16 protein-coding genes are annotated in these 23,893 nt (G+C 72.9%); 10 read left to right on the top strand and 6 right to left on the bottom strand.

All coding sequences use genetic code 11. The annotated features are described in order from the left end of the window. Positions 1-72 precede the first annotated feature (72 nt). Positions 73-978, bottom strand: a complete 906-nt coding sequence (panB, locus tag CG747_RS11250) for a 3-methyl-2-oxobutanoate hydroxymethyltransferase (protein WP_100601524.1) — start codon at positions 976-978, stop codon at positions 73-75. 305 nt (positions 979-1,283) lie between these two features. Between panB and CG747_RS11260 the strand changes: the two genes are divergently transcribed. The 4 genes from CG747_RS11260 to CG747_RS11275 all read left to right on the top strand — a co-directional run bounded on the left by CG747_RS11260 (position 1,284) and on the right by CG747_RS11275 (position 6,265). Next, a complete protein-coding gene (locus CG747_RS11260) occupies positions 1,284-2,915 on the top strand; it encodes an MFS transporter (protein ID WP_100601525.1) in 1,632 nt (543 codons plus the stop codon). Beyond that, positions 2,912-3,580 (top strand): TetR/AcrR family transcriptional regulator, encoded by a 669-nt coding sequence (locus CG747_RS11265; protein WP_100601526.1) that lies wholly within the window; start codon positions 2,912-2,914, stop codon positions 3,578-3,580. The genes CG747_RS11260 and CG747_RS11265 overlap by 4 nt, the downstream gene beginning before the upstream one ends. Positions 3,581-3,918: 338 nt before the next feature. Beyond that, complete coding sequence (locus tag CG747_RS11270) at positions 3,919-4,839, top strand: endonuclease/exonuclease/phosphatase family protein (RefSeq protein WP_374701761.1); 921 nt, start codon at positions 3,919-3,921, stop codon at positions 4,837-4,839. Between the two features lie 193 nt (positions 4,840-5,032). After that, positions 5,033-6,265, top strand: a complete 1,233-nt coding sequence (locus tag CG747_RS11275) for an MFS transporter (protein WP_100601528.1) — start codon at positions 5,033-5,035, stop codon at positions 6,263-6,265. A 99-nt stretch (positions 6,266-6,364) separates the two neighbouring features. On the opposite strand, the gene CG747_RS11280 is transcribed toward CG747_RS11275, so the two are convergent. Both CG747_RS11280 and CG747_RS11285 read right to left on the bottom strand, forming a co-directional pair. After that, positions 6,365-8,119: an NAD+ synthase gene (locus tag CG747_RS11280; RefSeq protein WP_100601529.1), complete on the bottom strand. Its 1,755-nt coding sequence runs from the start codon at positions 8,117-8,119 to the stop codon at positions 6,365-6,367. A gap of 146 nt (positions 8,120-8,265) precedes the next feature. Beyond that, positions 8,266-10,338 (bottom strand): multicopper oxidase family protein, encoded by a 2,073-nt coding sequence (locus tag CG747_RS11285; protein WP_100601530.1) that lies wholly within the window; start codon positions 10,336-10,338, stop codon positions 8,266-8,268. 516 nt (positions 10,339-10,854) lie between these two features. Here CG747_RS11285 and CG747_RS11290 point away from each other — a divergent pair. The 4 genes from CG747_RS11290 (at position 10,855) to CG747_RS11305 (ending at position 17,266) form a co-directional block, all read left to right on the top strand. After that, entirely contained in the window at positions 10,855-11,667 is an 813-nt protein-coding gene (locus CG747_RS11290; RefSeq protein WP_374701759.1) for a DUF998 domain-containing protein, read from the top strand. Beyond that, the gene (locus tag CG747_RS11295; protein WP_100601532.1) at positions 11,664-12,515 is read left to right on the top strand and encodes an alpha/beta fold hydrolase; all 852 of its coding nucleotides are present in this window, start codon (positions 11,664-11,666) and stop codon (positions 12,513-12,515) included. The genes CG747_RS11290 and CG747_RS11295 overlap by 4 nt, the downstream gene beginning before the upstream one ends. A 311-nt stretch (positions 12,516-12,826) precedes the next feature. After that, positions 12,827-14,188 (top strand): type I glutamate--ammonia ligase, encoded by a 1,362-nt coding sequence (glnA, locus tag CG747_RS11300; RefSeq protein ID WP_100601533.1) that lies wholly within the window; start codon positions 12,827-12,829, stop codon positions 14,186-14,188. A 54-nt stretch (positions 14,189-14,242) separates the two neighbouring features. Beyond that, positions 14,243-17,266 (top strand): bifunctional [glutamine synthetase] adenylyltransferase/[glutamine synthetase]-adenylyl-L-tyrosine phosphorylase, encoded by a 3,024-nt coding sequence (locus CG747_RS11305; protein ID WP_100601534.1) that lies wholly within the window; start codon positions 14,243-14,245, stop codon positions 17,264-17,266. A gap of 451 nt (positions 17,267-17,717) precedes the next feature. On the opposite strand, the gene CG747_RS11315 is transcribed toward CG747_RS11305, so the two are convergent. The 3 genes from CG747_RS11315 to CG747_RS11325 all read right to left on the bottom strand — a co-directional run bounded on the left by CG747_RS11315 (position 17,718) and on the right by CG747_RS11325 (position 21,464). After that, positions 17,718-18,575: a phosphatase PAP2 family protein gene (locus tag CG747_RS11315; RefSeq protein ID WP_100601535.1), complete on the bottom strand. Its 858-nt coding sequence runs from the start codon at positions 18,573-18,575 to the stop codon at positions 17,718-17,720. Between the two features lie 150 nt (positions 18,576-18,725). Beyond that, entirely contained in the window at positions 18,726-19,790 is a 1,065-nt protein-coding gene (locus CG747_RS11320; protein ID WP_100601536.1) for a LacI family DNA-binding transcriptional regulator, read from the bottom strand. Positions 19,791-19,814: 24 nt separating this feature from the next. Further along, on the bottom strand, positions 19,815-21,464 hold the full coding sequence (locus tag CG747_RS11325) for a glycoside hydrolase family 13 protein (RefSeq protein ID WP_100601537.1): 1,650 nt from the start codon (positions 21,462-21,464) through the stop codon (positions 19,815-19,817). A gap of 222 nt (positions 21,465-21,686) precedes the next feature. Between CG747_RS11325 and CG747_RS11330 the strand changes: the two genes are divergently transcribed. Both CG747_RS11330 and CG747_RS11335 read left to right on the top strand, forming a co-directional pair. Further along, positions 21,687-22,961 (top strand): extracellular solute-binding protein, encoded by a 1,275-nt coding sequence (locus CG747_RS11330; RefSeq protein WP_100601538.1) that lies wholly within the window; start codon positions 21,687-21,689, stop codon positions 22,959-22,961. Beyond that, positions 22,958-23,893, top strand: a complete 936-nt coding sequence (locus CG747_RS11335; RefSeq protein WP_100601539.1) for a carbohydrate ABC transporter permease — start codon at positions 22,958-22,960, stop codon at positions 23,891-23,893. The genes CG747_RS11330 and CG747_RS11335 overlap by 4 nt, the downstream gene beginning before the upstream one ends.

Raw genomic sequence — 23,893 nt, forward strand, 5'->3', positions numbered from 1 at the left:
GCCACCGACAACGCACCGACAGGCCGCCGACAGCCCGGGAGGACCGGTGGTCGGCGGCCCGTCGGCCCGGGCTCAGTGGAAGGTGTGCTCCTCGGCGGGGAAGGCCCCGCCGACCACGTCCTCGGCGAACGCCTTGGCCGCGCCGCCCAGCAGCTCCCGCATCTGCAGGTACTGCTTGACGAACCGCGGCACCCGGCCGGCGTTGAGACCCGCCATGTCGGTCCACACCAGCACCTGGGCGTCGCAGTCCAGGCCCGCGCCGATGCCGACGGTCGGGATGTGCAGTGAGCGGGTCACCTCGGCGGCCAGTTCGGCCGGTACGGCCTCCAGGACGACCGAGAACGCCCCGGCATCCTGCACCGCCTTGGCGTCCCGCAGCAGCTGCTGGGCGGCCTCCTCGCCGCGGCCCTGGACCGGGTAGCCGCCGTAGGCGTGGACCGACTGCGGGGTCAGCCCGACGTGCGCCATCACCGGGATGCCGGACGAGACCAGCAGCTCCACCTGGTGCGCCGAGCGCTCACCGCCCTCCAGCTTGACGGCGCCCACCCCGGCCTCCTTGACCAGCCGGGTGGCGTTCCGCAGTGCCTGGACCGGCCCTTCCTGGTACGCGCCGAACGGCAGGTCGGCGACGACCAGGGCGCGCTTGGTGCCGCGTACGACCGCGGCGGACAGGATGGTGATCTCGTCCATCGTGACCGGCACGGTGGACTCGTAGCCGAGGTGGCAGTTGCCCATCGAGTCGCCGACGAGGAGGACCGGGATCCCGGACTCGTCGAAGACCGAGGCGGTCATCGCGTCGTAGGCGGTGAGCATCGGCCACTTCTCGCCGCGCCCCTTGGCGGCGGCGATGTCGCGGACCGTGACCCGGCGCGAACCGGTGCCCCCGTAGAGGGTCTTGGTGTTCTCCTTGGCGGGCTTGGCGGTGGGCTCCTCGGTGGCCCCCGCGGCCGGCTTCTGGGCAGGCGAAAGCTGCGTCATGGTGACGGCTCCTGTTTCTTCATCTCGAAGCACCCTGACGGTGTCCCCGGACTCCCATCCATGCTGGCACGGCGTGCCCGGGGAGCAAAAGGGGGCGGGGGCGGTGGGAGGAATCCGGGCGGGGTGGTGGGAGAAACGCGGGCGGGTGGTGGGAGGAATCCGGGTGGGTGGGAGGAATCCGGGGGCGGTGGGAGAGACACGGATGGGGTGGTGGGAGAAACACAGAAGGGGGCGGTGGAGGGAATCGGCCCGGCGCTCCATCAATACGGAACGGTTCCGTATCGCAATGAGCGTATGGTGGCGCCATGGCCACCTCACCGCCCCCACCGGGCGCATCCGGCGCTCCCGCCGCCCCGCGCATCCCGGCGCACATCCACCGCCGTCGCTGGGTGATCCTCTCCGTCCTGATGCTCAGCCTGCTGATCGTGGTGCTGGACAACTCCATCCTCAACGTGGCGATGAAGACCATCGCGACCCCGTCCCCCATCGGCATCGGCGCCACCCAGAGCGAGCTGGAGTGGGCGATCAACTCCTACACGCTGGTCTTCGCCGGGCTGCTGTTCACCTCGGGCCTGCTCGGCGACCGGCTCGGCCGGAAGAAGGTCCTCCTCTTCGGCCTGGCGGTCTTCGGCACCGGCTCGGTGCTCGCCGCGGCCTCCGCCTCGCCCGCCCAGCTCATCGCCTTCCGCGCCCTGATGGGCCTGGGCGGCGCCTTCGTCATGCCGGCCACCCTCGCCATCCTGATGAACGTCTTCGAACGCGACGAGCAGCCCAGGGCGATCGGCGTGTGGGCCGGCGGCGTGGGGTTGGCCATCGCCGTCGGCCCGATCGCCGGCGGGCTGCTGCTGGACCACTACTGGTGGGGTTCGGTCTTCCTGATCAACGTCCCGATCGTGCTGTTCGCGCTGGTCACGATGGTGATCCTGGTGCCCGACTCCAGGGACCCCGCCCCCGGGAAGCTGGACCCGGTCGGTGTGCTGCTCTCCGTGGTCGGCCTGGTCCTGCTGGTCTACGGGATCATCAAGGGCGGCCAGCTTGCCGACTTCTCCGACCCCGAGGTGCTGGTCACGGTCCTCGGCGGCCTGGCGGTGCTGGCCGGTTTCGTGGTCCACCAGAAGCGCAGCGACCACCCGTCCATCGACATCGGCTACTTCCGCAAACCCGCCTTCTCGGCCGCCGTCGCCGCCATCGCGCTGGTCTTCTTCGCGCTGATGGGCGTCACGTTCTTCATCGTCTTCTACGTCCAGAGCGTGCGCGGCTACACCCCGCTGGAGTCCGGGGTGCTGATCCTGCCGCTGGCCGCCGCCCAGCTGATCTTCGCGCCCCGGGCCCGGCTCGCGGTGGACCGCTTCGGGGCCCGCGCGGTCTGTACCGTCGGCATGCTGGTGGTGGCCGTCACGATGGCCGGGATGCTGCTGCTGCGCACCGACACCCCGATCTGGGTGCTGGAGGTGCTGTTCTTCCTCCAGGGCACCGGGATGGCGCACATCATGCCGCCGGTCACCGTCGCGATCATGCAGTCGCTGCCGCGCGAGAAGGCCGGTTCCGGCTCGGCGCTCAACAACATCTTCCGGCAGGTCGGCGGCACCCTCGGCGTCGCCGTCCTGGGCTCGCTGCTCTCCACCAGCTACCGCGACGGCATCCAGGGCACCCTCAACGCGCTGCCCGGCGTGCCCGGCCCGGTGCGGACCGCGGCCGGCGAGTCCATCGAGGCCACTCTCGGCCTCGCCGCCCGGCTCCGCCCGCTCGCCGCCCGCGCGCTGACCGCCAAGGCCGACGACGCCTTCCTGCACGCCATGCACGTCACGGCGCTGGGCTCGGCGGTCGTCTCGATGGTCGGGGCCGTGGTGGTCGCGGCGTTCCTGCCGGGCAAAATGGGCCCGGCCCCGCATGCGGCGGAGCCGAGGGGCGGACGGAAGGCGGGCGCAGCACGATGAGCCGGGTGGCGGAAGACCGCGGGCGGACGGCCGGAGCGCGCACGGGCGGGGCGGTCCCCCGGCGCCGGGGCCGTCCGCGCAGCGCGGCGGCCGACTCCGCCATCGTCGAGGCGGTGCTCCACCTGATCGAGGACGGCGTCCCGATAGCCGAGCTGTCCATGGAGCGGATCGCCCGCGAGGCCGGCGTGGGCAAGGCCACGCTGTACCGCCGCTGGTCCGGCAAGAGCGCGCTGCTGCTCGACGTGATGCGGTCGCTGGAGGCGCCCTGCCCGCCGCTGGAAGGTGGCTCGGTCCGCGACGACCTGGTGCGGCTGCTGGAGTTCCTGCGCCGCCGGGGTCTGGCCAAGCGCAGTTCGGCCATGCTGCGCACCGTCGTCAGCCACGTCCGGACCCAGCCCGAACTGTGGGCGGAGTACCACGAGACGGTTGTCCGGGCCCGGCACGAGGCGCTGGTCGCGGTGCTCCGGCGCGGGGTGGCCACCGGCGAGATCCGCGCCGACCGGGACCTGGAGACCCTCGCCGACCTCTTCGTCGGCCCGATGCTGGCGCGCGCCCTCCTCCACGAGTGGAAGCAGCTCCCCGAGGGGCTCGCCGAGGACATCGTCGACACGGTGCTGGAGGGCGTCCGGCCGCGGCCGGACGCGCCCGGCGCCGACCCGGCATGACGGCGCGACGACCCGCGCCGGACTCCGTATGACCGGACCATGCCCGTTCTGTCACAGCCGCTGTCACGAACCGCCGGACCGGAACCCCGGGCCGCGGGCATGCCGTCCTCTCCTGCGGGAACGCAAAGACGGGTCAGGCGGAACGCGGATCTAAGAAAGCGTTTCACGGCCATCACCTAGGGTCGATGATCACAGGTGAGGCGCACCGGAGCAGCGCGGCAGGCAGTGAGGACAGCGGTATGGCGCAGGCGTACATGACGGAGCCGGGGCAGGGTCAGGGGTCCGAGCGGGCCGGTGCCCGGTCCGGGCGCCTGCGGAACTGGTGGCGCCGCGAAGGGATGTGGCGGCGCGGCATCGTCCTCGCGGTGCTCGCGGTCCTCCTCGGGCTGGCGATGGTGCTGCATGCCCGGATCCCCAACACCGTGGGGAACTTCGGCAGTCTGCTGGAGACCTTCCTGCCGTGGCTGGGGCTGGGCGTCCTGCTGCTGCTGGTCTGCGCCCTGCTGCGCCGCTCGGCGACCGCGCTGGTGGCGCTGCTGCTGCCGGTCGTCGCCTGGGTCGGCCTCTTCGGCGGGCAGCTCACCGACAAGTCCGGCACCGGCGGCAACCTCACCGTGCTCACCCACAACGTCGACGCGGGCAACCCCGACCCGGCGGGCACCGCCCGCGACATCGTGGCGTCCGGCGCCGACGTGGTCGCCCTGGAGGAGCTGACCGGCAGCGCACTGCCCTCGTACCGCAAGGGCCTGGCCGAGACGTACCCGTACCACACCGTGCAGGGCACCGTCGGGCTGTGGAGCAAGCGCCCGCTGACCGACGTCCGGCCGGTCGACATCAAGATCGGCTGGGTCCGGGCGCTGCGCGCCACCATCACCGCCCCCGACGGCCGGCAGATCGCGGTCTACGTCGCCCACATGCCGTCGGTACGGGTCAACGTCGACAAGGGCTTCACCGCCAACCAGCGCGACGGCAGCGCCCGCGCCCTCGGCGAGGCGATCTCCGCCGACCCGGTGCAGCAGGTCATGCTCCTCGGCGACCTCAACGGCACCATGAACGACCGCTCGCTGGCCCCGCTGACCTCGCAGCTGCGCTCCGCCCAGGGCGCGGCGGGCGACGGCCTCGGCTTCAGCTGGCCGGCGAGCTTCCCGATGGCCCGGATCGACCAGATCCTGGTGAAGGGGATCGACCCGGTCAAGGCGTGGGTGCTGCCGGCGACCGGCAGCGACCACCGGCCGGTGGCGGCCACCGTGAAGGTCTGAGAGCGGCCGGCGCGCCCGCGCCCCGCAGGGAAGAGCCCGCGTCCGGGCGGGCGGCCACACCGGCCGTCCGGTCGACGCGGGCTTTTCACGTCCCGTTTTCACGTCGGAATACCGGGGCTGGGAGACTTTGTTCCGAAAGCGAACTTAGGCCTCCGCGCTCCGCACCGCGCACCCCCACCCCGAAAGGCTCTCCATGCCCTTGGCTCTGCTCGCGCTCGCGATCTCGGCCTTCGGTATCGGCACCACCGAATTCGTGATGATGGGCCTGCTGCCCGACGTCGCGAACGATCTGGGCACCTCGGTGCCCACCGCCGGCTACCTCGTCTCCGCCTACGCCCTCGGCGTCGTCATCGGCGCACCCCTCCTGACCGCCCTCGGCTCCCGCGTCCCCCGCAAGCGGATGCTGGTCGCGCTGATGGCGGTCTTCACGGTCGGCAACCTCGCCTCCGCCCTGGCCCCCACCTTCGGCCTGCTGATCGCCGGCCGGCTGCTGGCCGGCCTCCCGCACGGTGCGTTCTTCGGCGTCGGTGCGGTGGTCGCCGCCCGACTGGTGCGCGAGGGCCGCCAGGCCCGCGCGGTGGCCACCATGTTCCTCGGCCTGACCATCGCCAACATCGTCGGCGTGCCCGCGGCCACCCTGCTCGGCCAGCACCTCGGCTGGCGCGCCACCTTCCTCGTCGTGGCCGCCATCGGCCTGGTCGCGATGGCCTCCCTGGCCCGGCTGATCCCGCCGCTGCCGGCCGAGGCGCACACCGGACTGGGCCGCGAACTGCGCGCCCTCGGCGACCGCCAGGTGCTGCTCGGCCTGCTCACCACCGTCTTCGGCTTCGCCGGGGTCTTCGCCGTCTACAGCTACCTGGCCTCGATGACGACCGCGGTCACCGGCTTCGCCGCCGGCTCGGTCCCGCTGGTCCTCGCCCTCTTCGGCATCGGCATGACGCTCGGCGCGCTGGCCGCCGGACCGCTCACCGACCGGGCCCTGCGCCCCACTCTCTACGGGTCCCTCGGCGCGCTCGCGCTGGTCCTGGCGGCCTTCCACTTCGCGGCCCCGGTGAAGTGGGCGGCGCTGGTCGGCGTCGTCCTCATCGGCGCCACCGGCTTCCTGACCACCACACCCCTGCAGATGCTTGTGATGAACAAGGCGCAGCAGGCGCCCACCCTGGCCGCCGCCTCCAACCAGTCCGCGTTCAACCTGGCCAACGCGGGCGGCGCCTGGATCGGCGGGCTGGTCCTCTCGGCGGGCTGGGGCTGGACCTCGCCCACCCTGGCCGGCGCCGTACTGGCCGCCGCCGGCCTGGTGGTGGCGCTGGTGGCCGGCCTGCTGGACCGCGGGGCCCACGACGCCTCCCGGATCGTGGCGCGCGGCGGGGACGGCGAACCGGCGCCGGCGGACGGGCCCGCGGTGGCGGACTCCGTCGGCCGTTAGGACCGGCCCGGCGGACCGGAGCCGGACAGACCCCGGCCAGGTCCCGTCGTCATCTTCCCCGTCGTCGCCCGCGGACGGGAAGGTGACGACGCGCCCTGGCTAGGCCCCCTCGCGCCAGTGGTTGGTGATCGGCAGCCGCCGGTCCTTCCCGAAGCCCTTGGCGGAGATCTTGGTGCCCGGCGGGTACTGGCGGCGCTTGTACTCGGCGTGGTCCACCATCCGCAGCACCCGGGTCACCAGCGCCGGGTCGAAGCCCAGCGCCACGATCTCCTCGCGGCCCCGGTCGCGGTCGACGTACAGCTCCAGGATCCGGTCCAGCACCGCGTAGTCCGGCAGGGAGTCGGTGTCGACCTGGCCGGGCCGCAGCTCGGCGCTGGGCGGCTTGCTGATCGAGTGCTCGGGGATCGGCGGGGTCTGGCCGCGTTCGGCGGCGGCTTCGTTGCGCCAGCGCGCCAGCTCGTAGATGACGCTCTTGTAGACGTCCTTGATCGGGCCGTAGCCGCCGACCGAGTCGCCGTAGAGCGTCGAATAGCCGCACGCCAGCTCGGACTTGTTGCCCGGCGCGAGGACCAGGTGCCCCTCCTGGTTGGAGAGCGCCATCAGGGTCGTGCCGCGCAGCCGCGCCTGGAGGTTCTCCTCGGCGAGCCCGGTCAGTCCCAGCGCCTCCATGTAGGCGTCGAACATCGGGCCGATCGGCACCGTGCGGAAGTGCAGCCCGGTGCGGCGGGCGAGTTCGGCGGCGTCGCCGAGGGAGTGGTCGGTGGAGTAGCGCGAGGGCATCGCGACCGCGTGCACCTGCTCGGCGCCGACCGCGTCGCAGGCCAGCGCGGCGACCAGCGCGGAGTCGATGCCGCCGGACAGCCCGAGCAGCACGCTGCGGAAGCCGTTCTTGGCGACGTAGGCGCGCAGCCCGACGACCAGGGCGGTGTAGATCTCCTCCAGGTCGCCGAGGCGTTCGGCCTGCCCGCCGAGGGTCTGCGGCGGGTACGGCGGCAGGGGGTCGGCGGAGAGCACGACGTGGTCCACCCGCAGTCCGTCGTCCAGCACCCCGGACGGCGGTTCCGGCGCGGCGGCGGGCAACTCCAGGTCGACCAGCACGCACCCCTCGGCGAACTGCGGGGCCCGCGCGATCACCCCGCCGTCCTTGTCGACGACGATCGAGTCGCCGTCGAAGACCAGCTCGTCCTGCCCGCCCATCATCGCGAGGTAGGCGGTGGTGCAGCCGGCCTCCTGGGCCCGCTTGCGGACCAGCTCCAGCCGGGTGTCGTCCTTGTCCCGCTCGTACGGGGAGGCGTTGACGGACAGCAGCAGTCCGGCGCCGGCGCTGCGCGCGGCGGGCACCCGGCCGCCCTCTTGCCACAGGTCCTCGCAGATGGCCAGCGCCACGTCGACGCCGTGGACCCGGACGACCGGCAGGGTGTCGCCGGGGACGAAGTAGCGGAACTCGTCGAAGACGCCGTAGTTGGGCAGGTGGTGCTTGGCGAAGGTGAGCGCGACCGTGCCGCGGTGCAGCACCGCCGCGGCGTTCTGCGGGGCGCCGGCCGGTCGGCCGTAGCGGGGCAGCGCCTGCGCGCAGCGGTCGAGGTAGCCGACGACGACCGGGACGTCGCCCAGCCCCTCCGCGGCCAGCCGGGCGGCCAGCGCGGTCAGTGCCGCCCGGCTCGCCTCGACGAACGACGGGCGCAGTGCGAGGTCTTCGACGGGGTAGCCGGTCAGTGCCATCTCGGGGAACGCGACGAGGTGCGCGCCCTGGCCGGCGGCGTGCCGGGTCCAGTGCACGAGCGTCTCGGTGTTCCGGGTGATGTCGCCGACGCAGGAATCGATCTGGTTGAGGGCGAGACGAAGTTGAGGCACCCCGCCAGTCTAATCGTCTTTCTGACGCAATGGGGGTGTGCGACGGCGCGCGGCGGCCCCCTGTAACACCGTTACCGGGGGCCGCGAGGGGGCGGGGACGCCTCCGGTCGGCCCGGTGGAGCACACCGGGCCGACCGGAGCGAGGGTCACTTCCGCAGGTAGCCGAGGACCGTCATCATCCCCGACTCCGAGTGGTAGATGTTGTGGCAGTGCAGCATCCACAGCCCCGGGTTGTCGGCGTCGAAGTCGACCGCGAGGCGCCGACCGGGCCGCATGATCGTGGTGTCCTTGCGCGGCCCGCCGCCGGGGAGCGTGAAGCTGTGCCCGTGCAGGTGCATCGGGTGCCACATCGTGGTGCGGTTGCGGAACACCATCCGCACCCGCTCACCCTCCCGGATCGGATAGCGCTGCGCCGGGGTGTACGGGCGTCCGTTGATCGCCCAGTCGAAGCGCTTCATGTCGCCGGTGAGCTTCATGCTCAGGATGCGGTCCGGCTGCCGGGTCCGGGCCCGTACGCTCTCGTCCGCCCGGAGCAGGTCCGCGGTCGTCAGCCGCCCGTCCAGCTCCTTGGGGTGGGTCGAGGGCTCCGGCGCCCGGCCGCTCGCGGTGCGGAGCAGGGCCAGCGCGGTCTTGTCCCGGCCCTTGCCGTCGGCGACGGCGACCAGCGGGAAGACCCCGGACCCGGCGGTGACCAGGACGTCGTAGCGCTCGGCCATGCCGATGAGCAGCTGCTCGGCGCGGGCGTGCTCCACCGGGTTGCCGTCGGTGTGCGTCACCGTCATGTGGTGGCCGCCCAGCGCCACCCGGTAGGCGGTGTCACCGCCGGCGTTGATGAAGCGGATCCGGATCCGGTCGCCGGGCCGGGCCCGGAAGGTCTCGGGGTCCCTCCTCGTGCGGCCGTTGATGAGGTGGTAGGGGTAGTTCACGTTGCCGGGCATGCTGCCCAGTGCACCGCTGTGGCTGCTGTTCCCCAGGAGCAGGGAGGACCCTTTGTGGCCATGCTTGGGGCCGTTGTCGCGGCGCGCGCCGCGACTCGCCCGTGCCGTGGCCATGGACGCCGCGCCGACCGCCGCACCGGCGGTCATGCCGTGCAGGGGCAGGTTGCCCAGGCCGGCGGAGTTCAGGCTCTGGTCCGCCAGGTTCAGCCCCAGGCGGCCCAGGTCCGAACCGTTCATGTCGGGGAGGATCCCGTCGAGGTCCGGGAAGACCGGGGGCACCAGACCGGGCTCCGCCAACCTGCTGCCGCCCTCGCTGCGGCTGTTGTCGTCGCGGTGGATGGCGTTGCTGTTGCCGGTGTTGTTGCCGCTCTTGCTGTGACTGTTGTTACTGCTGTCGCTCTTACTGTGACTGCTGCTGCTGTCGCTGTGGCTCTTGCTGTGACTGCTGTCGCTGCTGTCGCTGCTGTGGCCGTTGTCGTTGCTGCTGTCGGCGCCGTGGCCGCCATGGCCCGGCCCCTGGCCATGGTTGTCGTCGTGTCCGTGGTCGGAGCCGTGCCCGTCCCCGTCGTCCGAGGCGGTGTTCCCGTGCATCGAGCCCCGGCCGTGGTTCAACTCGTTCAGCACGGCGTCCGGGTTGCCGCCGTCCACCCCGTCGAGCCAGTCGTCCAGCACGACGACCCACTCGTGGTCGTACTCCAGCGGCTCCCTGGGGTCGTCGACGATCAGTGGCGCGTAGAGGCCGTGGTCCTGCTGGACGCCGACGTGCGGATGCATCCAGTAGGTGCCGGGCTGGGTGACCCGGAAGCGGTAGTGGAAGGAGCCGCCGGGCCTGATCGCGCGCTGGGTGACGTCGGGGACGCCGTCCATGTCGTTGCGCAGCGGCAGCCCGTGCCAGTGCAGCGTGGTCGACTGCGGCAGGCTGTTGACGAAGGTCATCGACAGCGTGTCGCCCGTGGTGAGCCGAATCACATCGCCCGGCAGCCGGTCCCCGTACACCCAGGTGTCGACGGTCTCGCCGCCGATGTCGATCCGGGCCTTCCGAGCCTCGACGTGCAGTCGGCGCACCTGCCCGGAGGAGTTGCGCCGGTCCTCGCACTCGGCGACCTGCGGGCCGTGCGGGTCGACGTAGCGGCCGCTCCCGGAGCGGTTGTCGTCGTGCCGGGTGTCGGGGCGGGAGGCCGCGCCGGCGGCGCCGGCGGACGAGGCCAGCAGGCTGCCGCCGGCGACCGCGACTCCCGCGCCCAGTAGGGCGCGGCGGGAATGTGTGGGAAGGGAATCCATGGGTTGGGCACCTCGTGGCGATGTCGGGGACGGGGAAGCGGGAGCGACCGCGGACTCCGGCGGCTGTGGGGATCCCCCTGGCCCGATGGGGGCACCTCGAACGTCGGACGGACGGAGGTGGGGCCGGGGGTGCCGGGTGGGCGGCCGGGTGTGCTCCTGCGCACTCAGCCGGCGGTCGGGCGGGGTGTGGCCGACGTGGCGGCCGGGGCTATCGGCCAGGGCCCGTGCAACGGGCGGCCGCGCCGCGCGGCGGCCTTGCGGTGATCACCCATCGCGGACCTCTCGACGACCGGAGACCTGGGGCCTGTCCGGTGGATCATGGCCGGGGCCGACCCCGATCCGCCGGACAGGCCCCAGGACGCACCCTCGCTCCCGGGGCACCGACCCCGTAGGTGGCCCATCGCGCCGCGCTCGCCGCGTCCGGTGGACCGTCTGCCTATTCTTGGCGTTCCCGCGCCCCCGGCGTATCCGGCATTCCGGACGCGCCGTCGGGACCACCCGAACACCAGGATGTCCGTGCGCCCGATCCGACCCGCTCCCGGCACCGCGGCCCCCTCCGGCGCCCGCACCGGCTCCACCGGAGCGGCCGCCGCCGCGGCCTGGGTCGTGCTGCTGCTCGGCGCGCTCGCCTACACCGCCTGGGTGCTGGAGCTGGTGCTCGCCACGGGCCTGGACCCGGTGCGGGCGTACGTCAGCGAGCTGGCCGCCGCCGACCAGCCGCTGGGCGGGCTGTTCCGCGCCACCGACCTGGTTGCCGGGCTGCTGGTGCTGGTCGGCGCGCTGATCGCGCTCGCCACCACGGAACGCCGGCCCTGGACGGTGGCCGGCTTCTGCGCCCTGGCCCTCTTCGGCGCCGCCACCGCGCTGGACTCCCGACTGCCGCTGAGCTGCGCACCCACCAGCGACCCGGTGTGCGCCGCCCGGGAGACCGCCGGACTGGTCCCGGCCACCCACACCGCGCACGCCGTCAGCAGCACGCTGGCCATGCTCGGGGCGCTGGCCGCGCTGGTCCTGCTGACCGTCGCGGCCCGCCGGTACGGCCACTGGCCCGCGCTCGCCCGCCTCGGCCCGCCGCTGGTGCTGGCCGAACTCGCGGCGACCGTCTGGACGCTGGCCGAGGTCGCCGTCCTCACCGCGGGCCGGGACACCTGGGCGCTCGGCGTCGGCCAGCGCCTCCAGGTGCTGCTGGTCGCGCTCTACGTCGGCCTGCTCGCCGGCTGCATGGCCCGAAACGCCCGCCAGGACACCCGGAACGGCACCCCGGTCACGGCCCAGGACCCCCCGGCGCAAGCACCGGCTCCCCCGGACCCACCACGAGGAGACCCATGAACCCCCGCCCCGCCCCCGGCCGGATGGTGCGCGTCGGCGGGCTGCCGCTGCACGTGCTGAGCGAGGGCCGCGGCCCGGTCGTGGTGCTCAGCGGCGGCCTCGGCATGGCCTGGTTCGACTGGGACGCGGTCGCCGCCCTGCTCGTCCCGCACCGCACCGTCGTCCGCTTCGACCGCCCCGGCCTGGGCCTGAGCGCGCCGGTCGGGGCGCCGGCCGGCCTCGCCGGCGAGGCGGACCGGATCGCCGCCCTTCTGGAGGCCCTCGGCCACCGGGCGCCGGCCACCGTCGTCGGCCACTCCCTCGCCGGCTTCCACGCCGAGGCGTTCGCCCGACTGCACCCCGCCCGCTGCGCCGGTCTGGTGCTCGTCGACGGCAGCATCGAGGAGGACCCCCGGCCCCGGCTGCCGCGGGCGGTCCGCGCCGCCTGGGCGCAGGGGGCGGCCGGCGTGCTCTCCGCGGCCGGGCTGCCGCGGCTCCTCGGCCCCGCCGCCCGCCGCCTGATCACCCGCGCCGGGACGGTGCGCCGCCACCCGCACCACCGCTGGGTACGCGCGGGCTACCGCACCAGCCGGGTGCTGCGGGCCTGCGCCCTGGAGAACGCCGGCTACCCCTACCAGGCCGCGGACCTGGTCGCGCTGCGCCGCCACCGCCCGATGCCGGCCGTCCCGGTCGCCGTCCTGGCGGCGTACGACGGCAGCGAGTCGGCGCGCGAGCTGCGCTGGCTGGAACGGCAGCGGGCGCTCGCCGGCACGCTCGGCGGCCGCTTCACGGTCGCCGCCCCGGCCGGCCACCTGGTCATGGCCGACGCGCCGGCGGCGGTCGCGCGGGCGGTGCTGGACCTGCGGTGAAGGCACCCCTTTGGCGGCGGCGCATACCGGCCGAACACCGCCACCCGGAGCGCTCAATGCCGGGTCAACAGGGGTTCACGGAGCGTCCAAGACTGGGCCAAGGCCCTCGCCCCGAGCGTCGCCGGGCGCCGACCCTGGTCGCGGCGGGAAGGATGCGGGAGGCGACCGGGGAGGGGGTCACGGGTCGGCGGTTCTGATTCAGGCCAAGGGTGCGTAATGTGACGGTAACCCGCCGACGTGATACTGGTGGGCCAAAACGCGATGATCCCCGCGCGTGGACAGGCCATATGACCTGCAAGGATTGGTGAACCATGGACAAGCAGCAGGAGTTTGTGCTCCGGACGCTGGAAGAGCGCGACATTCGCTTCGTCCGGCTGTGGTTCACTGACGTGCTCGGGTTCCTGAAGTCGGTGGCGGTGGCCCCGGCCGAGCTGGAGCAGGCCTTCGACGAGGGCATCGGCTTCGACGGCTCCGCGATCGAGGGCTTCGCCCGCGTCTACGAGTCCGACATGATCGCCAAGCCCGACCCGGGCACCTTCCAGATCCTGCCGTGGCGCGCCGAGGCCCCGGGCACCGCCCGGATGTTCTGCGACATCCTGATGCCGGACGGGTCGCCCTCGTACGCCGACCCGCGGTTCGTCCTCAAGCGCATCCTGGCCAAGACCTCCGACCTCGGGTTCACCTTCTACACCCACCCCGAGATCGAGTTCTTCCTGCTCAAGGACAAGCCGGTGGACGGCTCCCGGCCGATCCCCGGCGACTCCTCCGGCTACTTCGACCACACCCCGCAGAACGTGGGGATGGACTTCCGCCGCCAGGCGATCACGATGCTGGAGTCGATGGGCATCTCGGTGGAGTTCAGCCACCACGAGGGCGCCCCCGGCCAGCAGGAGATCGACCTGCGCTACGCCGACGCGCTCTCCACCGCCGACAACATCATGACCTTCCGGCTGGTGATGAAGCAGGTCGCGCTGGAGCAGGGCGTCCAGGCCACCTTCATGCCCAAGCCGTTCTCGGAGTACCCGGGTTCGGGCATGCACACCCACCTCTCCCTCTTCGAGGGCGACCGCAACGCCTTCCACGAGTCGGGCGCCGAGTACCAGCTCTCCAAGGTGGGGCGCTCCTTCATCGCCGGCCTGCTCAAGCACGCCGGCGAGATCTCCGCCGTCACCAACCAGTGGGTCAACTCCTACAAGCGCATCTGGGGCGGCGCCAACCGCACCGCGGGCGCCGGCGGCGAGGCCCCCTCGTACATCTGCTGGGGCCACAACAACCGCTCCGCGCTGATCCGCGTCCCGATGTACAAGCCCGGCAAGATGGGCTCCACCCGCGTCGAGGTACGCTCCGTCGACTCCGGCGCCAACCCCTACCTCGCCTACGCGGTCCTGCTCGCGGCCGGCCTCAAGGGCATCGAGGAGGGCTACGAACTCCCGGCCGGCGCCGACGACGACGTGTGGGCGCTGTCCGACTCCGAGCGCCGGGCGATGGGCATCGAGCCGCTGCCGCAGAACCTCGGCGAGGCCATCGACCTGATGGAGCGCAGCGAACTGCTCGCCGAGACCCTCGGCGAGCACGTCTTCGACTTCTTCCTGCGCAACAAGAAGCAGGAGTGGGAGGAGTACCGCTCCGAGGTCACCGCCTTCGAGCTGCGGAAGATGCTGCCGGTGCTCTGAGCGGCGGACCCGCGCGCCCGTGTCCGAGCCGACCAGCCACCGAGAGGCCGCCCCATGGCACTACCCGCTCCGCAGGGACGGCGGAGCAGCACCTTCACCCGGCTGCTGAGGCACGGTTTCACCGACCCCTCCGCGGCCGGCACGCTGCTCGACACTCCCGAACTCGCCCCCGTACGCGACGATTCGGTGCTTCTCGAAGCGCTCGGTGGCACGCCCGACCCGGACCTGGCGCTGCGCGGCCTGGTCCGGTTGGTGGAGGCGCAGGAGCCGGCGGAGCGGCAGGAGCTGCTGGCCACCGTCGCCGCCGCCAAACCGCTGCGCGACCGGCTGCTCGGCGTGCTGGGCGCGTCCGAGGCGCTCGGCGACCACCTGGTCCGGCACCCGGGGGACTGGCGGTCGCTGGTCACCTACGAGTCGGTCGATCTGCACCCCACCACCCCGGAGTTCGAGCAGGCGCTCGCCGAGGGCGTGTGGGGCGAGCGGGGCGCGGACCGGCCGCGGGCGGACGCGCTGCGCGCCGCGTACCGCCGCTGCCTGCTGGGCATCGCGGCCCGCGACGTGTGCGGCACCACCGACGTCGCGGAGGCCGCGGCGGAGCTCGCGGACCTGGCCACCGCCACCGTCCGCGCCGCCCTGGAGATCGCCTACGAGGAGCAGCCCGGCGACGCCGCGCAGTGCCGGCTGGCGGTCATCGGGATGGGCAAGTGCGGCGGCCGGGAGCTGAACTACGTCTCCGACGTGGACGTCATCTACGTCGCCGAGCCCCGGGAGGGCGCCGAGGAGGCCAAGGCGCTGCAGGCCGCGACCCGGCTCGCCTCGCGGATGATGCGGCTGTGCTCGGACAGCACCGTCGAGGGCACCATCTGGCCGGTGGACGCCAATCTGCGCCCCGAGGGCCGCAACGGGCCGCTGGTGCGCACCCTGTCCAGCCACCTCGCCTACTACCAGCGATGGGCCAAGACCTGGGAGTTCCAGGCGCTGCTCAAGGCCCGCCCGATGGCCGGCGACCTGGCGCTGGGGCAGGAGTACGTCGACGCGCTGTCCCCGATGGTGTGGGACGTCGCCGAGCGGGAGAACTTCGTCGCCGACGTCCGCCAGATGCGCCGCCGGGTGGTGGAGAACATCCCCGCCGCCCAGGTCGACCGGGAGCTCAAGCTGGGCCCCGGCGGGCTGCGGGACGTCGAGTTCGCCGTCCAGCTGCTCCAGTTGGTGCACGGCCGCACGGACGCCACGCTGCGCAGCGCCACCACCCTGGACGCCCTGGCGGCGCTCGCGGCCGGCGGCTACGTGGGCCGCCAGGACACCGCCGCGCTCGACGCCGCCTACCGCTTCCTGCGCACCCTGGAGCACCGGATCCAGTTGTTCCGGCTGCGCCGCACCCATCTGATGCCCGAGGCCGAGTCCGAACTCCGGCGCCTGGCACGGTCGTTGGGGCTGCGCACCGAGCCGGTCGAATCGCTGCGCCGGGAGTGGAAGTGGCACGCCCGCGAGGTGCGCCGACTGCACGAGAAGCTGTTCTACCGGCCGCTGCTGGACGCCGTCGCCCACCTGGAGCCCGGCGAGGCCCGGCTGTCCGCGAAGGCCGCCGGGCACCGCCTGGAGGCCCTCGGCTACGCCGACCCGGTCGCCGCGCTGCGGCACCTGGAGGCACTGGCGTCCGGGGTGAGCCGCAAGGCGGCGATCCAGCGGACGCTGCTGCCGGTGCTGCTCGGCTGGTTCGCGGACTCCGCCGACCCGGACGCCGGCCTGCTGGGCTTCCGCAAGGTCTCCGACGCGCTCGGCAAGACCCCCTGGTACCTGCGGTTGCTGCGTGACGAGGGCGCCGCCGCGGAGAACCTCGCCCGGGTGCTGTCGGCCGGCCGGCTCGCCCCCGACCTGCTGCTGCGCGCCCCCGAGGCGGTCGCCCTGCTGGGCGCCGCCGACGGGCTCCAGCCGCGCGGCCGGGCCGCCCTGGAGCAGGAGGTGCTGGCCGCGGTCGGCCGCGCGGACGGCGCCGAGGCGGCCGTGGCGGTGGCCCGCGGGGTGCGCCGCCGGGAGCTGTTCCGGACCGCCGCGGCCGACGTCATCGGCGCGTACGGCACCGAGTCCAGTCCGGCCGACACCGATCACGGCCACGCGGTGGACACGGTCGGCTCGGCGGTCTCCGACGTCAACGCGGCCACCCTCGCCGGCGCCCTGCGGGCCGCGGTCCGCGAACGCTGGGGCGACACCCTGCCCACCCGGTTCACGGTGATCGGCATGGGCCGCTTCGGCGGCCACGAGCTGAGCTACGGCTCGGACGCCGATGTGCTGTTCGTCCACGAACCGCGCGAGGGCGCCGACGAGCAGGAGGCCGCCAAGGCCGCCCACGCGATCGCCAACGAGATGCGGCGGCTGCTCCAACTCCCTTCCGCGGACCCGCCGTTGCTCATCGACGCGGACCTGCGCCCGGAGGGCCGGTCGGGTCCGCTGGTGCGCTCCCTCGCCTCGTACGCGGCGTACTACCGGCGCTGGTCGCTGGTGTGGGAGGCGCAGGCGCTGCTGCGCGCCGAACCGGTGGCCGGCGATCCGGAGCTGGGGGAGCGGTTCGTCGAGCTGATCGATCCGCTGCGCTATCCGGCCGAGGGCCTGGGCGAGGACGCGGTCCGCGAGATCCGCCGGCTCAAGGCCCGGATGGAGTCCGAGCGGCTGCCCCGCGGCGCGGATCCCACCACGCACGCCAAGTTGGGCCGCGGCGGCCTGAGCGACGTGGAGTGGACGGTCCAGCTGATGCAGATGCGGCACGGCTGGGAGCTGCCCGGGCTGCGCACCACCCGCACCCGGGACGCGCTGGCCGCCGCGCACGCCGCCGGGCTGATCGGCACCGACGACGCCCGGACCCTGGACGAGGCGTGGGTGCTGGCGGCGCGGGTGCGCAACGCGGTGATGCTGGTGCGCGGCCGCCCGGGGGACACCTTCCCGGCGGACGGCCGGGAGCTGGCGGCGGTCGGCCGCTACCTCGGCTACGAGGAAGGGCACGTCGGGGACATGGTCGACGACTACCGGCGGATCACCCGGCGGGCGCGCGCCGTCGTCGAGGAGCTGTTCTACGGGGCCTGATGCGGGCCGCGGCGCGGGTCTCGGTGCGGGACCGCCGCGGTCCGGGGCCGGCTACCGGGCGCCGGGGCCGTCGCGCCGGCCCGCAGCTCCCGCAGGTGCGCCAGGTACCCGGCCAGGGTCAGTTCGAACGCGGCGTCGGCGCGGTCCGGACCGGTCGCGTCCTGGGCCGCCGCCAGCCGCGGCGCCGTAGGGGCGGGCCCAGGCGGCGCGCGCCACGGCCCCAGGGCTTCAGCGAGCCTGTCGGGGGGAACGCGCGCTCCGGCGCGGCGGGGCAGGAAGGGCCGCATCGCGGTCAGGGCGACGAGGTGCCTCGGTGGCGGACACCTCGCGCCGACCACACCGACGCCTGGTCCCGGCGGGCCACCGCCGCCCGCGGCCCGCCGCCGCACCGTGTGCGGGGTCGCACCCCGCGCGGGGTCATGCCTTGAGGGGAGTCATGCCTTCAGGGGGGTCACGCCTTGAGCGGCGCGAGCTCCATCGCCCCCGCGTACTGCGCCAGCCGGTGCGGCAGCCGCCCGAACCACGCGCAGGCCAGCGCGTAGCCGAACGCCAGGCACAGCACCCCGCCCAGCGCGTCCAGCCAGAAGTGGTTGGCGGTCGAGACGATCACGGTGAGCGTCGTGGCCGGGTAGAGCAGGCCCAGCACCCTGGCCCACAGCGGCTTCGCCAGCAGCGCGATGGTGAGGCCGCACCACAGCGACCAGCCGATGTGCATCGACGGCATCGCGGCGTACTGGTTGGACATCGACGCGAGGTTCCCGGACGCCATCGAGCCCCAGGTGCCGTGCTGGATGACGGTGTCCACGAAGCCGCCGTCCGGCATCAGCCGGGGCGGCGCCAGCGGGAAGAAGTAGTAGCCGACCAGGGCGACGCCGGTGGTGGCGAAGAGCGCCAGCCGGGCCGCCGCGTACCGCCCGGGATGCCAGCGGTAGAGCCAGATCAGCACGCAGATCGTCACGATGAAGTGCAGCGTCGCGTAGTAGTAGTTCATCGAGACGATCAGCCAGGTCACGGAGTTCACGGCGTGGTTGACGGTGTGCTCGACGGCGATGCCCAGGGCGTGCTCGGCCCGCCAGATCCAGTCGGCGTTCCGCAGCGCCTGCACCTTCTGCTCGGGCACCGCGTTGCGGATCACCGAGTACGTCCAGTAGCTGAGCGCGATCAGCAGGATCTCGAACCAGAGACGGGGTGCGCGCGGGGTTCTCAACCGGGCCAGCCGCCCCTTGTCCGCCGGACGGTCCGAGGGCTCCCCACTGGCTGGCGGGGTGGCTGACAGGTCGTCCAGAGTCCTCACACGCGCATCACCCATAGGCAGACAGTCTGCCAGAAAGCGACGTGCGACCGATCATCCTCCAGTCGGGTTAAAGGCACCCTGGATCGACCCGCGGGAGGAGGGGTCTCCCCCTAGGGGCTGCCCCGGAAAACCGCCCTCACACCCCCTACGGGCCGGGGACGTCCGTCACCGCGAGGCGCGCAGCGGCCGGGGTACCTTCGCCGTCCCGGGCGCGGCCTTCGGCGCCGATGCCGTCGAACCCCGCACCACCAGCTCCGGATGGAAGACGAACTCGCTGTGCGGCGCCGGGGTGCCGCCGATCTCCTCCAGCAGCGCCCGCACCGCCGCCTGCCCCATGGCCTGCACCGGCTGCCGGATCGTCGTCAGCGGCGGATCGGTGAACGCGATCAGCGGGGAGTCGTCGAAGCCCACCACGGACACCTCGCGCGGTACGTCCAGTCCGCGCTGCCGGGCCGCCCGGATCGCGCCCAGCGCCATCATGTCGCTGGCGCACACGATGGCCGTCACGCCCTGCTCGATCAGCGCGGCCGCTGCGGCCTGGCCGCCCTCCAGGGTGTAGAGGGAGTGCTGGACGAGCGGCTCGGCGGCCGCCGCGTCCAGGCCCAGCCGCTCCTGGACGCAGCGCAGGAACCCCTCGATCTTCCGCTGCACCGGAACGAACCGCTTCGGCCCGAGCGCCAGCCCGATCCGCCGGTGCCCCAGCGCGGTGAGGTGGGTCACCGCCAGCTCCACCGCGGCCCGGTCGTCGGGGGAGACGAACGGCGCCTGCACCTTGTCGGAGAAGCCGTTGATGAGGACGAACGGCACCCCCTGGCCGCGCAGCTGCTCGTAGCGCCCCATGTCGGCGGACGTGTCGGCGTGGAGCCCGGAGACGAAGATGATGCCGGCCACCCCGCGGTCCACCAGCATCTCGGTGAGCTCGTCCTCGGTGGAGCCGCCCGGGGTCTGGGTGGCCAGCACCGGGGTGTAGCCCTGGCGGGTCAGCGCCTGCCCGATGACCTGGGCGAACGCCGGGAAGATCGGGTTCTCCAACTCGGGGGTGATCAGTCCGACCAGGCCCGCGCTGCGCCGCCGCAGCCGCACCGGCCGCTCGTAGCCCAGCACGTCGAGGGCGGCAAGCACGGACTGGCGGGTGGTGGCGGAGACACCGGGCTTCCCGTTGAGAACCCGGCTGACGGTGGCCTCGCTGACACCCGCCTGCGCTGCGATATCGGCAAGCCGGGCGGTCATGAAATGGACTGTACCGGTCGCATGTCAGATTGCCCACCAGGTGCAGCTGTCCCCGGGCAGCACCGCCGATGCGTCGCCGACCGGCACCGGCGCGCTGGCCAGCAGCAGTTCCCCGGGCAGCGGGATCTCGGCGTCCCGGGCGCGGGTGTTGACGGTGCACAGCACCCCGGGACGGCGGAACGCCAGGACCCCCTCGGGGGCCGGCTGCCACGTCATCTCCCCGTCGCCCAGGCCCGGCAGGCGACGGCGCAGGTCCAGCGCGCCGCGGTACAGCTCCAGGGTGGAGGCCGGGTCGCCGGTCTGCGCCGCGACGCTCAGCCGGCCCCAGTCGGCGGGCTGCGGCAGCCAACTGCCACCTGGTCCGAAGCCGTACGGCGACAGCTCGCCGGACCAGGGGAGCGGCACCCGGCAGCCGTCCCGGAAGCCGTCCTGGCCACTGGCGCCCGAACAACCGTCGGCCGCCTGCCCGTCGCCGCCGACGCGGCCGCGGAAGAACGCCGGGTCCTGGCGCACCTCCGCGGGCAGGTCGGTGACCTCCGGCAGCCCCAGTTCCTCGCCCTGGTAGAGGTACGCGGACCCGGGCAGCGCGAGCATCAGCAGGGTGGCGGCGCGGGCCCGGGCCAGGCCGCCGCCGAGGCGGGTGGTGTGCCGGACGACGTCGTGGTTGGAGAGCACCCAGGTGGTGGGCGCGCCGACGGCGACGGTGGCGGCCAGCGAGGAGTCGATGACCCCGCGCAGCGCCTCGTCGTCCCACGCGGTGGTCAGGAACTGGAAGTTGAACGCCTGGTGGAGCTCGTCCGGGCGGACGTAGAGGGCCAGCCGCTCGATGCTCGGCGCCCATGCCTCGGCGACCCCGATGACCTCCCTGCCGCAGCTCTCGCCGTAGCCGTCCAGCAGCCGGCGCCAGGCGCGGTGGATGGCGTGCACACCGTCCTGGTCGAAGAAGGGCAGCACCTGACTGCCGATCAGCCGGGCCTGTTCGCCCTGGCCGATGTCGGGCAGGCCGGGCGCCTTGACCATGCCGTGCGCCACGTCGACCCGGAAGCCGTCCACGCCCAGGTCCAGCCAGAAGCGCAGGATGGCGGCGAACTCCTCGTGCACCTCGGGCCGCTCCCAGTCCAGGTCGGGCTGCTCGGGCGCGAAGAGGTGGAGGTACCAGTCGCCGCGGTCGGTGCGGGTCCAGGCCGGGCCGCCGAAGACCGACTCCCAGTCGTTGGGCGGGAGTTCGCCGTGCTCGCCCTTGCCGGGGCGGAAGACGTAGCGCTGCCGGGCCAGGTCCGGGTCCTGGAACCACGGGTGCCGGTCGGAGGTGTGGTTGGGGACGACGTCCACGATCACCCGCAGGCCCAGCGTGTGCGCGGTGCGGATCAGTTCGTCGGCGTCCTGGAGGTCGCCGAAGAGCGGGTCGACGGCGCGGTAGTCGGCGACGTCGTACCCGCCGTCGGCCTGCGGCGAGGCGTAGAACGGGGTGAGCCAGACGGCGTCCACGCCCAGCTCCGCGAGGTAGGGGAGCCGGTCGCGCACCCCGCGCAGATCGCCGATGCCGTCGCCGTCGCTGTCGGCGAAGGAGCGGACGTAGACCTGGTAGATGACGGCGTCGCGCCACCATCCCCGACCTCGGTCCGGTCCGGCGGCCTGGGGGGCGGGGCTGGGGGAAGTGAGCTCCTGGGTCATCTGCCGTCCCTGTCAGGTCATGAGGCGAAGGTGCTTCCACGGAGTCAACGCTCGGGCGGGCGGCGGGTGACGGTGCGCCAGGGGCTCGGTGGGTCCCGTTCCGGCCATCCCACCGCAACCTCTTCCAGAATTCTTGCAGAAAAATCTCGCAACATCTTTCGGTTTGTTTTCGGCGCTGTTACGTTCCAGACCGCCAACCGAGGCTTTCCCTAAGGAGTTCACATGCGGCGTGGCATACGTGGCGCTCTCGCCACCGCGCTGGTAGCGGGCCTGGCACTGGCGGCGACGGGATGCGGGAGCGGGGGTGACGGCGGCAGTGCGGCGGGCGGTGAACTGTCCGGAACCGTTACCTTCTGGGACACCTCCAACGACGCCGAGAAGGCCACCTACCGGAAACTTGCCGAGGGCTTCCAGAAGGAGCACCCCAAGGTCCATGTCGCCTATGTGAACGTCCCGTTCGGCGACGCCAACGCCAAGTTCAAGAACGCCGCGGGCGGCGGCGCGGGCGCCCCCGACGTGATGCGCACCGAGGTCGCCTGGGTCGCCGACTTCGCCAACCTCGGCTACCTCGCCCCGCTGGACGGCACCCCGGCCCTGGACAACACCGGCGACTACCTCCCGCAGGCCGTCGGCTCGACCAGGTTCGGCGGCAAGACCTACGCCGCGCCGCAGGTCATCGACACCCTCGCGCTCTTCTACAACAAGAAGCTCCTCAAGGACGCCGGCGTCCCCGTCCCCAAGACCGTCGCCGAACTCACCGCCGCCGCCCAGAAGATCAAGGCCAAGACCGGCGCCACCGCCCTCTACCTGCGCGGCGACGACCCCTACTGGTTCCTGCCCTACCTCTACGGCGAGGGCGGCGACATGGTCGACGCGGCCCACAAGAAGGTCACCATCGACAACGCCGCCGGGGTCCGCGCCTTCCGCACCCTCAAGCAGCTCGTCGACTCCAAGGCCGCCGTCACCGACGCCACCGACGGCCAGGAGAACCAGCTCAAGGCCCTCAAGGACGGCACCGCCGCGATGGCGATCGACGGCCCCTGGGACATCGAGGGCGCCCGCGCCGGCAAGGCGTTCCAGGACAAGGGCAACCTCGGTGTCGCCCCCGTCCCCGGCGGATCCGCCGCCCAGGGCTCCCCGCAGGGCGGCTGGGACCTCTCGGTCTACGCCGGCAGCAAGAACCTCCAGGCCGCCTACGCCTTCGTGAAGTACATGAGCTCCGCGAAGGTCCAGCAGCAGACCACCGACGAGCTCAGCCTGCTGCCCACCCGCAAGTCCGTCTACGACGTGCCGGCGGTCAAGCGGAACGAGATGGTCACCTTCTTCAAGCCCGCCGTCGACGGCGCCGTCCAGCGCCCCTGGATCGCCGAGGGCAACTCGCTCTTCGAACCGCTCAAGGTCCAGATGAACAAGGTGCTCACGGGCGCCGCCACCCCCGAACAGGCCGCCAAGACCGTCGGGGACGCCTACCGGAAGCTGCTCAAGGACTACAGGTGACGCTCACCGCCCGGATCCGCCGGGCGTTCGGCACCCACTGGTACGCCTGGACGATGGCCGCCCCGGTCGTCCTCGTCATCGGCGTCGTCATCGGCATCCCCCTCGTCCGCGGCGTCTACCTCTCGCTCACCGACGCCAACGAGGCCAATGTCGAGCGCTCGATCGGCATGAACCACATCCCCGCCACTTACCACTTCACCGGCCTGGACAACTACCGGGCGGTGCTGACCGACGGCGTCTTCTGGGACCGCCTCGGCTGGACCGTGCTGTGGACCGTCGGGTGCGTCTCCCTCACCTTCCTCACCGGCCTCGGCCTGGCCACCCTGCTCAACCGCCAGTTGCGCGGCCGCACCTTCTACCGCCTGGCGCTGATCCTGCCCTGGGCCATCCCCGCCTTCATCTCCGTCTTCACCTGGCGGATGCTCTACAACGAGAAGAACGGCATCCTCAACAAGCTGCTGACCGGCGGCGGCATCGACGCCGTGCCCTGGCTCAACGACCCGACCTGGGCCAAGCTCTCGGTCATCGCGGTCAACGTCTGGCTGGGCGTGCCCTTCATGCTCGTCGCGCTGCTCGGCGGGTTGCAGTCCATCCCGGGCGAGCTCTACGAGGCCGCCGAGATGGACGGCGCGGGCGCCTGGCAGCGCTTCCGCCACATCACCGTGCCCGGCCTGCGCGCGGTCAGCGGCACCGTCCTCCTGCTCTCCACCATCTGGACGTTCAACATGTTCCCGGTGATCTTCCTGCTCACCAGGGGCGGCCCCGGCGACGCCACCGAGATCCTGGTGACCTACGCCTACCGGCTCTCCTTCGTCGACAGCCCCCGCAACTTCTCCGCCTCCGCCACCTGGGGCGTGGTCATCCTCGCCCTCCTCGCACTCGTCGCGATCGGCTACCGCCGGGCGCTACGTAAGCAGGGAGAGGTGTGGTGA

This window comes from Streptomyces sp. CB02959, from assembly GCF_002803155.1.
Classification (GTDB): Bacteria; Actinomycetota; Actinomycetes; order Streptomycetales; family Streptomycetaceae; genus Streptomyces.